Here is a 12,099-nt window from a genome sequence, read left to right as displayed (position 1 = left end):
GGCTACACCACGGAGAACACCATGAAGCAGATGATCGCGGTTTTGATTTTGTGTATTGTTTCTGCAGGCGCATCCGCGCAGAGCGTCGCGCCACCAGCGGGCGCCAGCGCGCGGGTGGAACGTGCGATGCAGCAATTGCAGATGCGCTTCGCCAATGCCAACACGACGCGCGACGGCAAGCTGACCCGGGAACAAGCGGCGGCGGGCATGCCGATGGTCGCCAGCCATTTCGATGAGATCGACACGCAGCAGGCCGGATACGTCACGTTGGCGCAGATCGAGGGGTTCATGAGACAGAAGGCAATGGCTCGCTGATCACCACTGATCGCCGGTGATTTCGGGCGATTCGCGATCCTTGCCGGAGACGCGCCATGGAGCAGGTGAACAGGATTATCGTGCTCGATGATGAGGCCGAGCTGCGCAACATGCTGCAACGGTTCCTGACCGGGCACGGCTTCCTGGTACGCGCGGTCGCCGATGGCAAGCGGCTTGACCGCTACCTGCAGCGCGAGCCGTACGACCTGCTCGTGCTGGACCTGATGATGGAACCGGAAGATGGCCTGGCCATTTGCCGCCGGCTGCGCGCCGAAGGGCAGACGCTGCCCATCCTGATGCTGACCGCCAAGGGCGATCCGCTCGACAGGGTGGCCGGGCTTGAGACCGGCGCCGACGACTATCTCGCCAAGCCATTCCTTCCGGACGAACTGGTGGCACGGATTCGCGCGCTGCTGCGCCGGCAGAAGATGGCGGCTGGAGATCCGACCGTGACCTCGCAGACCTTGCACTTCGGCGATTTCGCATTCGACGTCGGCAAGCAGACGCTGGAGCGCGGCGGTGAGCCGGTCGAAGTGCACTCCGCGCAGATGCTGCTGCTGCACGCGCTAGGGTCGTCGCCAAACCGCCCGGTGAGCCGCGAGAACCTGCTGGCGCGAGCCCGCGGCCGCGACCATGACGCCCTTGACCGCAGCATCGACGTACAGATCCTGCGGCTGCGCCAGATCGTCGAAAACGATCCGTCCAAGCCGCGCTTCATCAAGACCGTATGGGGCGTCGGCTACATGCTGGTCGCCGGCGTCGGGCCGTGATGCGGCTCGCGTTGCCCCGCTCGCTGCTCGCGCGCAACATCGCCCTGCTGGTGGCGCTCGTGGCGCTGACCCAGGTCAGCGCGCTCACCGTGTTGCTGCATTTCGTGCAGCGCCCGCACATCGAGCGTGCGGCGATCATCTTTTCCGACTACGTGAAGACGCTCGACCGCGTCCTTGCCGCCATGCCGCCCGAGCAGGGCCGCGCGGCGGCGGCACGGCTCGGGGCGCGGGCGCAGCCGCCGGAGCAAGGCGTAGAGGCGCCGCATGCCAGTGCGCTCCACTTCTTTCGCACCTACCAGCGCGATGTCTTCATGGAGGCATTGCAGCGCTATCTGCCGCCGGACATGGCGGTGCGATGGCAGACGGGGAAAGGCGGGAGGAAGGGGGAAGGGGAGCAACTATGGATTCGCGTACACATGGATGGCGCACCCCAATGGATCGCCTTGCCGATGACCGAAGACGCGCAGGCGAGCGGCGTCACCACCGCGCTGGCGCTGTCGGCGGCCTTCGCGTTGCTCGCGGCGCTCACCGGTTACCTGATCCAGCTGCACATCAATCGTCCGCTGCAGGATCTGGCGCGCGCGGCACGCCACGTCAGCGCCGGCGAAGCCCCCGTGCCTCTGCCCACCAGCGGGCCGACGGAAATCGCCCAGGTGAGCAGCGCGTTCAACCAGATGACGCAGGCATTGCAGCAGGCGGAGGCGACGCGCGCGCTGATGCTGGCCGGCGTGTCGCATGATATCCGCACGCCGCTCACCAAGCTGCGTCTGGCGATGGCCATGGCGATGCCGCGCGGCGCCGCCGATCACTTCGTGGCATCGGCGGAGGGCTATCTCGATCAGATCGACACGATCCTCCAGCAGTTCATGGACTACGCGGGCAGTGGCGAACGCGAGGTGCCACAGCCTGGCGACCTCAATGCGCTCGTGAGCCAGCTCGCCGCGGATTATGCCGGGCTTGGGCACGAGTTCGCGCTTTCGCTCGGCAGCGTGCCGGCGCTTTCGTTCCGGCCGGTGGCCCTGATGCGGCTGCTGATGAACCTGATGCACAACGCGGTCGTCTACGGACGAACCGGCTTGTGCGTGCGCACCTGGGCCGAGGGCGATACGGCCTATGCCGCCGTGTGCGACCGGGGCAGCGGCATCAGCGCACAGGAGCTGGAGCAGCTCAAGGCGCCCTTTAGCCGCGGCAGCAACGCACGCGGCCATTCGGGCGGCACCGGCCTGGGCCTGGCGATCGTGGAGCGCATTGCGCGCCTGCACGGCGGTTCCTTGCAGTTCCGCGCTCGCGAGGGCGGGGGGCTGGAAGCGGTTGTGGCGTTGCCGCTGCACCGGCCATCGGCGTCAGGCGAAGCCGCCCATTCCCCGCGCCCGGGCTCGACGCAAGGGTGACATCGCGCGACATATTTCCCGCATGGCGCGTGCAGCCGGTTCCTCCCATACTTGCGTCTGCGGGTCGCGGCTCACACCGATAGCAGATGAGCCGCACGCAAGCAGGCATGATCTCCGATGGTTTCTGATCCTGTGGATCGAATGATTGTCGGCGACATCTTCTCGGCAATTCTTCGGCAATCGGCGGCACGATGGTGCCGATGACAGGAACAACATGCGGACTTCATACCCACGCATCAAGCACAACGCTACGCGTCTGGCAATGACAGCATTGGCGGCAGGATCGCTCTTGATGGCGGGCTGCGCCTGGGGCGTCACCGGCGTCACCGGCGTGACGCATCAGGCCAGCGTCATGCCTCAGGCACAGGTGCGGGCGGACATCATCTATGTGCAAGCCTTCGATGCCAGCCCGGATCAGGTGAAACTGGACAGCGGCATGGCTCGGAAGCTCAAGACGATGGTCGCCGGCGGGACCGCCGCCAGCGAGCAGAGCCAGGCGGCGCGCGAAGCGAGTGAGCAGCTGTCCGATGAAATCGTGCGCCAGCTGCAGTCCCAGGGACTGCGCGCGGTACGCGCGGACGGCGCCGTGCCCGCGCACGGCAATGCGCTGATCGTCGAGGCAAGCATCCAGACGATCGACGAGGGCAAGCGTCGGCGCCGCTTGCTGATCGGCCTTGGCGCAGGCAAGAGCGAGGTCGGCGCGTCGGTCCAGATCCTGTACCAGCCGGCGCACGGTGCGCCCATGCCGCTGCAGCGCTTCGCGGCAGAGGCCAACAGCGGCCACATGCCGGGCGTGGCGGAAACCGCCGGCGTCGGTGCCGCCGCCGGCCATCTCGCGATGTCGGCCGCGGCCGGCGCGGGCTTGCATGGCGTGTCCGAGGTCAAGCGCGACAGTATCTCCGCGGATGCCAGGCGCCTGGGTGATTCGATCGCGAAACAGGTCGTGGCGGCGAATGCCGCAAACGGGTGGATGGCGGCGGCGCCAGTGGAGTGATCGGGCGAGAGGTCGCCAGAGGTGGCCAGCGGTGGCCAGAGGTGGCCAGAGGGGCAGTGCCCTGAACGGATTCCTACCTGAATCCCGCCGCGCGCCAGGGTGCATGGCGCTGCAGCCGTGCTTGTTCGCGCTGTAGCAGCGGGGCATAGCTGTGCAATTCCTGCGGCGCGATGTCATAGGCGCGGCGGAAGGCACGCGTAAAGCTCGACGCATTGTTGAAACCGAGCCCCGAGGCAATGTCCTGCACCGCCATGTCGGGAAAGCGCACCAGTTCATCGGCCGCCGCCCGCAGCCTGCGACTGCGGATATAAGCGGCCAGGCCGCCTTCATGCAGGAACAGGCGGTACACGCTGGCGCGTGACAGCTGCAGCGATTGCAGCACGCTGTCAGGGGTCAGGCCGGGGTCATGCAGATTGGCCTCGACATAGCGCCGCACCTGGCCGTACACCGCGGCCCGCACCGCCGCGCGGGCGCTGCCGGAAAGCCCCGCGTGCCGGCTGAACGCGGCTGCCAGCAGTTCGATCGCGGTGCGAAATGACCGGTCGGCTTCCTCTTTGCTCAGGCCCACGATTTGTCGGTTCAGTGCCACCAGATGCGAGATCAGCACCCGCATCAGCGGTGTGGTGGCCTCAACCAGGCGGCCATGCAGCGACGCGGCATCGGGGAAGGCCATTTCCACCAGGGCGCGCGGCACGAAGAACAGCAGCATGCGGCCATGAAAACTCCGGATGGTGCACGGCTGGTCCATGTCCAGCGCGAGGATGCTTGGCACGCCGGGCCGCTGCGGCGCGTCCAGCCCTGGCTTGCCGCCCATGAACTGGGCGGGCGCGCCTTCCAGGAACACGCTGAAGGTAATGTCGCGAATGTTCTCTGTCGACACGCGCCCCAACGAGCGCTCGGCCAGATTGGGGCCGGTACGGATGTCGAAGAAGCTCAGATCGTCGATGGAGTAGCGAGACAGCGAGGCTTCGAACGTCTGCTCGCCTTGCGCCGTGGCGGGCCGGATATCGTAGACCGGGCTCATCCGCTCCTGCCAGGCCAGCAAGCTCTGGCGGGCGTCGCCTTGCACGCTGAAACTGCTGTGCGCGATGCCGGGCGCGAGCGTGGGCGGCTCTGGAGGCAACAACAACCGGCTTAGCGGCATGCGCGCGGGCAAGAGGTTGTTCGTGCAGGGGTGCGCATGGCTGATTTCCGTCCAGATATGCCCGCCCGGAGCAGGGGGATTGTCGATTGAGCGCTAGCCCACCCCGTGCGGGCTAATATGCGGCCAAAAGCATAACTTGTCCGGGTCGCCCAGGCTAGGGGGGCCGCCGATGGGGAAAACCCGGATGCGCGAGCCTGGCCGGAACCTGCCGATGGCCTCTCACGGCGCCTTGCCTACCAATCCCGCACCCGGCCCGTATCCGCATGCACGAACTGCTCCTGCGGATAGAAGCCCACCCCGCCGGCGCGCAGCGAGAGCGCGGCGTCGCGCAGGTCGGACAGCGCAACGCCGGGCAGGCGGATATCGATGGCCTTGCCGTCCATATGCAGGCTATGGCTGGCCACGCCGCCACCGCGCGTCTGGCGCAGCCGCGCATTGGTGGCGGGGCTGCGATAGCCGGAGATGACCTGGAAGGGGGCCGCGCAGCACAGCGTTTGCCTCAGGCGGTAAAGCAGCGCGAACAGTTGCGGATCGATCACGCCGACCTGGCCCGAGTAGTGATCGCGCAGGAAGTGATTGAGCGCGGCCAGCGACTCGGGCACGAACTGATCGCCGACGGCGTAGACCAAGGCGATGCGCTCACCGGTGTGGGTGTGCTCGAAAGACAGGCTGCGGGCATCCGGCAAGCTCGCCAGGGCCGCCAGTGCCGCCCGGGCCGGCAACGGCAGCAGCGCGCCAGCCAGCACAAGCCCGCCGGTGTGCCGCAGAAACAGGCGGCGAGGATCGCTGGGCGGTTTGGTCATCGAAAGCACTCCCCTTTGGCGCAATGCAATGGCTCTATCTTGCCTGCGTGCTGGCCAAGGCGGAAGCCCGCAGGCGGGCGGACCGTTGCCGTAGCGCCTCGTCAAGCACGCTGTCCAGCCCATAGATATCCGGGAAGAAGTAGACGCGAGCGTCGGCCTTGACGATGGCCGTGCCGTACGCAAGCACCACTGGCAGGGGCTGGCGCAGCCGCAGCGTGCTGGATTCTCCCTTCTCCATGGCCTCGCGGATGCGCGCCTCGGTCCAGCCGGGCGTGTCCTGCAGCACGAAGCCAGCCAGCGCCACCGGTGCCTCGACACGGATGCAGCCATGGCTCAGGTCGCGCCGGTCCCGCGCGAACAGTTGCGGGGTGGGTGTGTGATGCAGGTAGATGTTCTCGTTGTTGGGGAAGACGAACTTGATGTCGCCAAGCGCATTCATCGGCCCTGGGCGTTGCCGTATGCGCAGCTGGCCGCGCTGGACGGCATCCAGGCTGGCGGCCGACAAGGTGGTGATCACCTTGGCGTCGCCACTGACGAACTCGAAGCCTTGCCGCTCGAAATAGCCGGGATCGCGGCGCAGCCGGGGCACGGTTTCCGCGCGCGCGATGGACGGCGGCACGTTCCAGTAAGGACTGAATTCGATGAAGCGCATGTCCTCCTTGAACAGCGGCGTGCGCGTATCGAGCGCCTTGCCCACGATCACCTTCATTTCCACCTTGACCTGGATGGCCCCGTCGTGGATTTCGTAGGCGCGCAACACGAACTCCGGCACGTTGACCACGATCATGCGCGGGCCCTCCAGCAGGGGCGTCCAGCGCAGGCGCTCCAGCGTCAGTTCGATCTGCCGTACGCGGCCGGCGAGCGGCGCATTCAGTTGCGCGAACGTGCCCGCGCCGATGGCGCCATCCGGTGCCAGCCCGTGGCGGACCTGGAACGCCTTGATGCCCTCCACCAGTTCGCCCTGATAGTGTTGCGGGACGGGCGTGGCGGCGGGCAAGTCGCCGAGCGCGATCAGGCGCTGTGCCAGCACCGGCAGCCCGGCGTAGGCCTGCCCGGGCACCAGCTTCCTGCCGGGCAGCGGCGGCAGCGGTGCCTGCCAGGCCGGGTGGCCGGCCAGCGCGCGGTAACGTGAAAGCGCCGCGCGCAGGCTTGCGTAGAGCGGGAACGACGGCGCCGCCTGCCGGACCGCCTCGGGCAGGTCCTGTCCGGCGATGGCTGCGCGCAGCAGGCGCGACGAATCGAACTGCCGGTCCGGCGCCGGGGCAAATTTCTCGTGGATCGTGCCGGGATCGACCCGGCCGCCGTGCAGGTCGGCGAGATAGCGCTGCATCGCCGCTGTCAGCCTCTCGTCAAGCGAGGCGGCGGCTTCGGGTGCCAGCGGCGGCCCATCCGCAGCCTGGCCCAGCGCGCGGCGCAGGCCGTCGGCATCATAGTCGCGGGGTTCCAGCCCGTCGGCCGTGGCGCCGTCCAGGATGCCGGCGGCCTGCCAGGCCAGGGCATTGGGATGACCCTGCGAAAACCAGAGCGCAGAGGGCGCGGAGGGCGCGGCCAGCGCGATGCCATGGCAACTCAAGGCCCACGCAGCCAGCAGGCCGGCGAGGACCCGGGGCGCGGCCACGCCGTTGCGTCGGATCCGGCAAGCGCCTCGCATCAGCCCGCCCGTCGGCATGGAGCCCGTCGTTCAGCCTGTCGCACCTGTCGCAGCCGTTGCTCGCGGGGCGCCCTCATTCCTCGATCTCGCTGCGCACCATCAGCACCGGCTTGTTGCTCTTGTGCACCACGCCTTCGGACACACTGCCCATGACCAGGCGCCGGAAGCCGCGGCGGCCGTGCGTGCCGATCACGATCAGGTCCGCATTCCAGTGGTCGGCTTGCTCCACGATCGTGGTGGAGATCTGCCCGGGGGAAACGGGCTTCTCGAGGATCAGCGTCGAATGCGGGATGCCGGCATCCGCCAGGCGCGTGGCGGCCGCTGCCAGCGCATCGCGTCCCGCGGCCAGGATGCCGTCCATCAGTTTGCGGGGGTCGTAGCTGCCCGCCGTGAAGAAGATATCGTTGTCGTCCGCCACGAAGAGCACCTTTACCTCGCTGCCGGTCGCCTTGGCCACCGTGATGGCCTGGCTCAGGGCTAGGTCCGAAGAGCGGCTGCCGTCCACCGCGAGCAATATTCTCTGGTACATGGTCCGTGCCTCCTGGCTGGATGTCGCCATGTTGCAATGTCGATAGGAAAGCGCGCATGCCAGCGGCTTCCATCAGCAGCTTAGAGCGCTGGGCACGGGACGTATTGATGCACGTCAAGCCACCTGGGCGATGCGCGCAAAGCGCGCAAACGGCGCGGTACCCGGGAAAGCAGCGAATGCCATGATCTACATCAACACCACGCTTGCCCGGGCGTACAAACTGGAAGCGTCGGCTGCAAGCTGCGGCGCCTGTCTTTTTTTAGCGGGAGGTACAAGATGTACAGCAAGATCCTGGTTGCCGTGGATGGCAGCGAGTCCGCCGATCGAGCGCTGGAGGAGGCGCTGCGCCTGGCCGCCGCGATGCGCTCGGAACTCACCGTGGTGCATGTGATCGATAACAGCTACCTCAGGTACGAGGTCGGCTACGTCGACCTGACAGACCTGCGTGCCGGCCTGCTCGAAGGCGGGCAGATCTTGCTGGACGAAGCCAAGGCCAAGGCGGCGGCTGCGCAGGTGACATGCAAGACGCTGATGGTGGATGAAGCCCTGGCGCTGGGCGACGTGGCCAACGCCATCGAGCAGGTGGCGCAGCAGACCGGGGCGGAGCTGCTGGTGCTGGGCACGCACGGCCGGCGTGGCGTGCGGCGCCTGCTGATGGGCAGCGTAGCCGAAGCGCTGGTCCGGCAATGCCGCCAGCCGGTACTGCTGGTGCACGCACCACAGACTGAGGCGAGGGCCGGCGCAAAGCCGGCATCAGGCGCGCCGGTAGCGCCATGACCTCCACGTTGCCGGCTGCCGCCAGGCGGCGGCGCCTGGCATGCCGGGCGCTCGCCGGGGCTGCCGTGCTGTGTTGCGCCGCAGGCCTGCCGGCGGCCGCTTGGGCGGGTTCAGCCGCCGACAAGCGCGTGCTGGATGCCGAGGAGCTCGATGCACGCTGCGAAGCCGTGCTGGCGCGCCTGACTGCGCGCAACCCCGGCGCGCGGGCCTTGGTGGACAAGGCCAGCGGTGTACTGGTCTTTCCCGACGTGCTCGCCGGCGGCGCGGTGGCGGGCGTGCAGCAGGGCGACGGCATGCTGCGTGGCGCAGGCGGGGACAAGGCCTACTACCGGCTGGTTGGCGCCTCGCTCGGGGCGCAGGCGGGCATGGCATCCAAGGCCGTGGTGCTGGTGTTCCTGACCGGGCAGGCGCTGGAACGCTTCCGTGCCAGCCAGGGCTGGACCGTGGGCGTGGACGGGTCGGTGTCCGTCCTGAGCCTGGGCATCGGTGCCAGCGTGGATAGCAACACCGTGCGGGGCGATATCGTGGGCTTCGTGCTGACCAACGGCGGCATCATGATCAGCCTGTCGCTGGTCGGCACGCGCATAACCCGGATCGAGAGCTGAGGAGCCATTGATGGAAAAGATCCTGATCGTTTATTACTCGCGCACCGGCACGGCGCGCCAGGCCGCAGAAGAACTGGCGGCGCAATCCGGCTGGCCGCTGGCGGAAGTCGGCGACCAGGCCAGCCGCTCCGGCTTGCTGGGCGATGCGCGCTGCGTGCTGGATATCTTGTTGCAGCGGCATGTAGGCTACCGCTACGCCGGCCCGGCGCTGGACGATTGCCAGCGGCTTGTCATCGTCGCGCCCATCTGGGTCGGCCACCTGGCCGCGCCCATGCGCAGCTTCCTGCGCGACCACATGCCGCTGGCCTGCAAGACGTCGGTGATCTGCGTGATGGCCCGGCAAGGCGCTTTCAGGGCGGCAGAGGAGATCGCCCGCCTGGCCACGCAGCCACCGTCGCCGGTACTGGCGCTGCTCCAGGCCGACGTGGCCAGCGGGGCGGCCACGCAGGCCCTGCGCGCTTTTGCCGAGCAGGTGGAAGCCGCGAACGGGCGCAGCGGCGCCGCGCAGCGCCCGGCATGGCTATCGCCCAAGGAAGCCTGAGCGGGCAAATTTCCACGAAATTTCCACGAAGCGCCATCAGCCGGACAGAACGGTCTCGCCGATGCGCACCACATGGCGCCATTCATCGCTGCCCAATGGCTCCTGCGCGCGCCGCTGCCACTCCAGCACCTGGAGATCCGCCTCGGAAGGATCGCCGCCCCGGCGCGCGCGCGTGACGATCCGTTCGCGCAGGGTGGCCAGGCTCGCATGGCAGTCGACGATGGAAAAGTCCGCTCCCCGGCGCGCGGCCAGCGACGCGAAGCGCAGCCGCTCGGCCCGCGCGAGGAAGGTCGCATCGGCAATCATGGGGAATCCGGCGCCGCTGCCCAGCCGGCAGATTGCCAGCAGCCTGCGGTAGACGCGGGCGGTGCGTTGCGCCGTGTACCGGTCGCCGTGCGCAGCCGGCTTGCCAGGTGCATCGGCAAGTTGATCGCCCGGTTGATTGCCCTGTTGATCGCCATGTGCAGGCGCAAGGCGTTTGCGCTCCACATCGGCGCGCACGCGCACCATGGCCGCGGCCAGCGCCAAGTGGTGGGCAACGGTGCTTTTGCCGCTGCCCGAGAGGCCATGCATGATGGTGATCGCGCCCGGATTGCGCGTCAGCGCGGCGCTGGCCAGCGCAAGCAGATCGTTGCAGCGCATCTGAGCCGCCGCCATTTCCGCGGCGGTACCGGTTCCCGCGGCGCCGCGCTGGTGCGCGCGTTCGAGCAGCACGCGGGCGCGCACCACGGCGCGCAGCGCCGTGTAGAACGGCAATATCGCCAGGCCGGCATAGTCGCCGCTGCACTCCAGATAGGTATTGATCAGCCGGTAGGCGAGGTCTTGCCGGCTGGCATGGAGCAGGTCCATGAAGACAAAGGCGGTATCGCTGATGGTGTCGATCCAGCGTAGCCCGGCATCAAACTCCAGGCAATCGAATGGCGTGGGCTCGCCGTCGATCAAGGCGATGTTGCCAAGGTGCAGGTCGCCGTGGCACTCCCTGACATGGCCGCTTGCCAGCCGTTTGGCAAATGCCGGTTGCAGCGCTACGGCCCGCTCGCGCAACAGCGCCGCCAAGCGTGCCGCCGCGCCGGTGTCCGAGGCGAGGGCGGCAACGCCCGCCATGGCTTGTTGCGCCACCGCCGCGATCCGTGCCGGCGTGCCGTGCCCCGTGCCGCCGTCGGCGACCGGCGCAGCCAGGTGGATCGCGGCAAGCCTGCGGGCCAGCGTCTCGACATGGGTGCTGGTTAGCCGGTTTGTCTGCGCCATCGCGCAGAACAGGTCTTGCTGGCGGAAGCGGCGCATCTTTACCGCGTACTCCAGCGCTTGGCCAGTACCGCCTATCCGGACCTCCCCGGGGCCGGCGCCCGCCACGATCGGCACCACGCCGAGGTAGAGCGCCGCCGCCATCCTGCGATTCAGTTCGAGTTCGGCCTGGCAATCCGCCTTGCGGGCGGCCAGCGTGGCGAAGTCGACGAAGTCCAGGCGCACGGGCTTGCGCACCTTGTAGGCAAAGGGCCCGGCAAGGAAGACTTGCGAGATGTGCGTCTCGATGAGGCTGACCTTGCCCACCGGATGCGGGTACGCCGCGGGTCGCATCAACGCTTGCGTGAGTGCCGCCGGTTCCATGCCGCGCTCTCCCAGGTGCCTGCCGCCCCGATCGGGCAGGTCATGCACTCATGCTATGCGCGTGCCTGGAAGTTAGCTTGATGCGGATCAAGCCGAGCGGCAACCACGCGCCTATATTGAAGCGGAACGAGGGTTCGACGCGGCAGGCCGCGGGCGTGACAAGCCGGTGCCCGCAAGCGCCGGCAACTGGAGGCGGCGATGAAGATGAGAGTTCCCCACCAAGGTGCCGCGGGCGGCTGCATACTGTGGCGCGGCCTTGCGGCTTGCCTGGCCGCCATGCTTTGCGCCGGCTGCGCGCCGGGACCGGGGTGGTGGCGGCCGCCCAGGCCCAAGGCCGACACGGTCGCACCCGCCGCCGCGATGCATGCCCGGAATGCCATGTGCCTGTCCGATCAGTCCGATTCGTTCGATTCGTTCGATCCGTTGCTGGCAATCGGTGCCGTTGCCATCGAGGGGCCGCGCCGGCAGGCGCACAGGCAGGCCTAGAGCGCGAATCGGAAATGACCGCTGTGCAGCACAATGTGGTGAGCCGCGGTGATTTCAAACAACTGCCGTGCCACGCATTCGATATCCTCGCGGTGCCCTTCGAAGGCTTGGATGAGGTCGTCCGGCTGGTGCGAACGCGCACCGAAGTGGTCTTCCAGTGCCTCCGCCGTGATCGCGTAGCTGGCCGGGACGCCATCGACGCTGGCAGCGCATTCGAGGCACAGGTCAGCCGGGCAATACGAGGGGATGGCTTTTGCAAAGACAATCTCGATGGTCATGGCATCTGCCTCCCCCGGGAAGGGAAACGAGGAAGGCGCAAAAAGGAAGGCGCAATGCAGTGCAAGGCGGAGCACGGGAGGGCGAGCGCCGCGGGCACGCAGCAGCGTGCTTTCTGCCAGTCTAGGCACTACGGTTGCAGCCGCAAGCCGAACCGTGCGCGTTTGCTGATCAACGTCAAGCCAACGTCAACCAGGCGCGCAAGATGG

General features: G+C 67.9%; 14 protein-coding genes. 8 read left to right on the top strand and 6 right to left on the bottom strand.

Annotated elements, in window-relative coordinates:
- The first annotated feature begins 21 nt into the window (after positions 1-21).
- The 4 genes from AC1RWI_RS25230 to AC1RWI_RS25215 all read left to right on the top strand — a co-directional run bounded on the left by AC1RWI_RS25230 (position 22) and on the right by AC1RWI_RS25215 (position 3,470).
- A complete protein-coding gene (locus AC1RWI_RS25230) occupies positions 22-315 on the top strand; it encodes an EF-hand domain-containing protein (protein ID WP_043346057.1) in 294 nt (97 codons plus the stop codon).
- 56 nt (positions 316-371) lie between these two features.
- Entirely contained in the window at positions 372-1,085 is a 714-nt protein-coding gene (locus tag AC1RWI_RS25225) for a response regulator (RefSeq protein ID WP_492869476.1), read from the top strand.
- A complete protein-coding gene (locus AC1RWI_RS25220; protein ID WP_492869503.1) occupies positions 1,085-2,476 on the top strand; it encodes an ATP-binding protein in 1,392 nt (463 codons plus the stop codon). The genes AC1RWI_RS25225 and AC1RWI_RS25220 overlap by 1 nt, the downstream gene beginning before the upstream one ends.
- A gap of 262 nt (positions 2,477-2,738) precedes the next feature.
- The gene (locus AC1RWI_RS25215; protein ID WP_492869474.1) at positions 2,739-3,470 is read left to right on the top strand and encodes a DUF4410 domain-containing protein; all 732 of its coding nucleotides are present in this window, start codon (positions 2,739-2,741) and stop codon (positions 3,468-3,470) included.
- A gap of 73 nt (positions 3,471-3,543) precedes the next feature.
- Here the strand turns inward: AC1RWI_RS25215 and AC1RWI_RS25210 are convergent, their stop codons facing one another.
- From AC1RWI_RS25210 to AC1RWI_RS25195, 4 genes are all read right to left on the bottom strand, one after another.
- Positions 3,544-4,626 (bottom strand): AraC family transcriptional regulator, encoded by a 1,083-nt coding sequence (locus tag AC1RWI_RS25210; RefSeq protein ID WP_492869472.1) that lies wholly within the window; start codon positions 4,624-4,626, stop codon positions 3,544-3,546.
- A gap of 221 nt (positions 4,627-4,847) precedes the next feature.
- Positions 4,848-5,417: a peptidoglycan L,D-endopeptidase MepK gene (gene mepK, locus AC1RWI_RS25205; protein ID WP_492869470.1), complete on the bottom strand. Its 570-nt coding sequence runs from the start codon at positions 5,415-5,417 to the stop codon at positions 4,848-4,850.
- 34 nt (positions 5,418-5,451) lie between these two features.
- A complete protein-coding gene (locus AC1RWI_RS25200; protein ID WP_492869468.1) occupies positions 5,452-7,035 on the bottom strand; it encodes a L,D-transpeptidase family protein in 1,584 nt (527 codons plus the stop codon).
- A 106-nt stretch (positions 7,036-7,141) separates the two neighbouring features.
- On the bottom strand, positions 7,142-7,597 hold the full coding sequence (locus AC1RWI_RS25195) for a universal stress protein (RefSeq protein ID WP_492869501.1): 456 nt from the start codon (positions 7,595-7,597) through the stop codon (positions 7,142-7,144).
- 276 nt (positions 7,598-7,873) lie between these two features.
- On the opposite strand from AC1RWI_RS25195, the gene AC1RWI_RS25190 reads away from it, so the two are divergent.
- The 3 genes from AC1RWI_RS25190 to AC1RWI_RS25180 are packed head-to-tail and all read left to right on the top strand — an operon-like array spanning position 7,874 to position 9,520.
- Positions 7,874-8,374: a universal stress protein gene (locus tag AC1RWI_RS25190; RefSeq protein WP_043346069.1), complete on the top strand. Its 501-nt coding sequence runs from the start codon at positions 7,874-7,876 to the stop codon at positions 8,372-8,374.
- Positions 8,371-8,979 (top strand): lipid-binding SYLF domain-containing protein, encoded by a 609-nt coding sequence (locus AC1RWI_RS25185; protein ID WP_492869465.1) that lies wholly within the window; start codon positions 8,371-8,373, stop codon positions 8,977-8,979. Before AC1RWI_RS25190 ends, AC1RWI_RS25185 begins: the two co-directional genes overlap by 4 nt.
- Before the next feature lie 10 nt (positions 8,980-8,989).
- Positions 8,990-9,520 (top strand): flavodoxin family protein, encoded by a 531-nt coding sequence (locus AC1RWI_RS25180; protein WP_492869463.1) that lies wholly within the window; start codon positions 8,990-8,992, stop codon positions 9,518-9,520.
- A gap of 36 nt (positions 9,521-9,556) precedes the next feature.
- On the opposite strand, the gene AC1RWI_RS25175 is transcribed toward AC1RWI_RS25180, so the two are convergent.
- Positions 9,557-11,128: a bifunctional aminoglycoside phosphotransferase/ATP-binding protein gene (locus tag AC1RWI_RS25175; RefSeq protein WP_492869461.1), complete on the bottom strand. Its 1,572-nt coding sequence runs from the start codon at positions 11,126-11,128 to the stop codon at positions 9,557-9,559.
- 204 nt (positions 11,129-11,332) lie between these two features.
- Here AC1RWI_RS25175 and AC1RWI_RS25170 point away from each other — a divergent pair, with 204 nt between their 5' ends.
- Entirely contained in the window at positions 11,333-11,614 is a 282-nt protein-coding gene (locus AC1RWI_RS25170) for a hypothetical protein (RefSeq protein WP_492869459.1), read from the top strand.
- Here AC1RWI_RS25170 and AC1RWI_RS25165 read toward each other — a convergent pair.
- Positions 11,611-11,892, bottom strand: coding sequence for a DUF1488 family protein (locus AC1RWI_RS25165; protein WP_043346078.1), 282 nt, complete (start codon positions 11,890-11,892; stop codon positions 11,611-11,613). The two genes, AC1RWI_RS25170 and AC1RWI_RS25165, sit on opposite strands and share 4 nt — an antisense overlap.
- Positions 11,893-12,099 lie beyond the last annotated feature (207 nt).

The sequence above is a fragment of the Cupriavidus sp. MPR-AND1C genome (genome assembly GCF_058809705.1).
Note: the sequence above shows the minus strand (reverse complement) of the source record. Positions and strands in the feature narration are given on the sequence as shown.

Bases quoted from the DNA above. Each gene is read 5' to 3' on its own strand.
- AC1RWI_RS25230 (WP_043346057.1), top strand. From the start codon at position 22: ATGAAGCAGATGATCGCGGTTTTGATTTTGTGTATTGTTTCTGCAGGC.
- AC1RWI_RS25225 (WP_492869476.1), top strand. From the start codon at position 372: ATGGAGCAGGTGAACAGGATTATCGTGCTCGATGATGAGGCCGAGCTG.
- AC1RWI_RS25220 (WP_492869503.1), top strand. From the start codon at position 1,085: ATGCGGCTCGCGTTGCCCCGCTCGCTGCTCGCGCGCAACATCGCCCTG.
- AC1RWI_RS25215 (WP_492869474.1), top strand. From the start codon at position 2,739: ATGACAGCATTGGCGGCAGGATCGCTCTTGATGGCGGGCTGCGCCTGG.
- mepK (WP_492869470.1), bottom strand. From the start codon at position 5,417: ATGACCAAACCGCCCAGCGATCCTCGCCGCCTGTTTCTGCGGCACACC.
- AC1RWI_RS25195 (WP_492869501.1), bottom strand. From the start codon at position 7,597: ATGTACCAGAGAATATTGCTCGCGGTGGACGGCAGCCGCTCTTCGGAC.
- AC1RWI_RS25190 (WP_043346069.1), top strand. From the start codon at position 7,874: ATGTACAGCAAGATCCTGGTTGCCGTGGATGGCAGCGAGTCCGCCGAT.
- AC1RWI_RS25185 (WP_492869465.1), top strand. From the start codon at position 8,371: ATGACCTCCACGTTGCCGGCTGCCGCCAGGCGGCGGCGCCTGGCATGC.
- AC1RWI_RS25180 (WP_492869463.1), top strand. From the start codon at position 8,990: ATGGAAAAGATCCTGATCGTTTATTACTCGCGCACCGGCACGGCGCGC.
- AC1RWI_RS25175 (WP_492869461.1), bottom strand. From the start codon at position 11,128: ATGGAACCGGCGGCACTCACGCAAGCGTTGATGCGACCCGCGGCGTAC.
- AC1RWI_RS25170 (WP_492869459.1), top strand. From the start codon at position 11,333: ATGAGAGTTCCCCACCAAGGTGCCGCGGGCGGCTGCATACTGTGGCGC.
- AC1RWI_RS25165 (WP_043346078.1), bottom strand. From the start codon at position 11,892: ATGACCATCGAGATTGTCTTTGCAAAAGCCATCCCCTCGTATTGCCCG.